General features: G+C 59.8%; 2 protein-coding genes. Both read right to left on the bottom strand.

Translation table 11 applies throughout. The annotated features are described in order from the left end of the window. The coding region (locus HX803_RS33200; protein WP_372339942.1) for a methyl-accepting chemotaxis protein at positions 1-351 on the bottom strand (351 nt) is incomplete at its 3' end. Further along, the coding region (locus HX803_RS32850) for a cache domain-containing protein (protein ID WP_372339941.1) at positions 242-1,303 on the bottom strand (1,062 nt) is incomplete at its 5' end. The genes HX803_RS33200 and HX803_RS32850, both read right to left, overlap by 110 nt.

The following is a 1,303-nucleotide window of genomic DNA, read 5'->3' on the forward strand; positions in this document are numbered from 1 at the left end:
CTGGGTACGGTGAGCCAAGTTGCGCACTTCATCGGCCACCACGGCAAAACCACGCCCGGCTTCACCGGCGCGAGCCGCTTCGATCGCTGCGTTCAGGGCCAGCAGGTTGGTCTGCTGGGAAATACCTTTGATCACATCGAGGATGTGGCCGATGTTATCGGTGCTGGCATTGAGGGTTTCGATCTGAGTACAGGACAGGCTGATCTTCTGTGACAGCTCCGACATCGCCAGGATGGTTTGCTCAACGACCTTGCGTCCATCGTCGGCCTGCTCGCTGGCCCCGCTGGCGTGCTGGGAAGCATCGGCAGCGTTGCGGGCGATCTCTTGGGTGGCAGCACCCAGCTCGTTGATCGCCGCAGCCACGCTGTTGGTACGTGCACTCTGCTCGTCGGAGCCGATGATCGAGGCGTTNNAGGCGGCGGGTCAGGTCGCCTTCGCCTTGGGCAATGTCCTGCATGGCCACGCCCATGGTGGTCAACGGGCGCAGCAACACCTGAATCAACAGGCTCAAGAGCACGGCAATCACCACCACCGCGATCAACATGGCGATCAATGCAGAAGTACGGAATTTGCCCAGCGGAGCGTAGGCCTTGTCTTTATCGATCGACAGACCGATGTACCAATCTGCCCCCGGCAAACCGCTGATAGGGGTGAACGACAGGATGCGATCCTGGCCGTTGAGCACGACTTCCTGGTTGACCTTCTCGATTCGAAGGGGGGTGCCCGGGTAGATGTCCTTGAGATTTTTCATCACCTGGTCCTGATCCGGACTGACGATGACCTGGCCGTCAGCGCTGACCAGGAACGCATGGCCGATACCACCGAAGTCGACCGAGTTGATGATCTTCACCAAGGTCTGCAGGCTCAAGTCACCGCCGACCACACCCAGCAGTTCGCCGTTCTTTTTCACCGGCATGGCGATGGTGACGATCTGGCCACCCACTGCGGCCATGTAAGGCGGAGTGAGCATGGTTTTATCGGCTGCCACCGCTTGTTTATACCAAGGGCGCTGACGAGGGTCGTAACCGTCGGGCATCTTGGCGTCAGGACGCTGTGTGAACACGCCGTTGGTTTGGCCGACGTAGGTGAACTGGAAGTTCGAAGTGAACGCAGGTTGATCGACCAACCCTGGGAGGTCGGCACCGCTGCCTTGGTGGGCGACGTTCTGCGCCAGGTTTTCGAGCACCAGGATGCGGCCACTGAGCCAGTTCTGGACGCTACTGGCGGTGAGTTCGCCGGATTGCTGGATGGACGACTCCAGGTTTTGCTTGATGGTGCTGCGCTGCAGGTAGTCGTTGTAGAG

The organism is Pseudomonas sp. P7548 (assembly GCF_013386585.1).
Lineage (GTDB): Bacteria > Pseudomonadota > Gammaproteobacteria > Pseudomonadales > Pseudomonadaceae > Aquipseudomonas.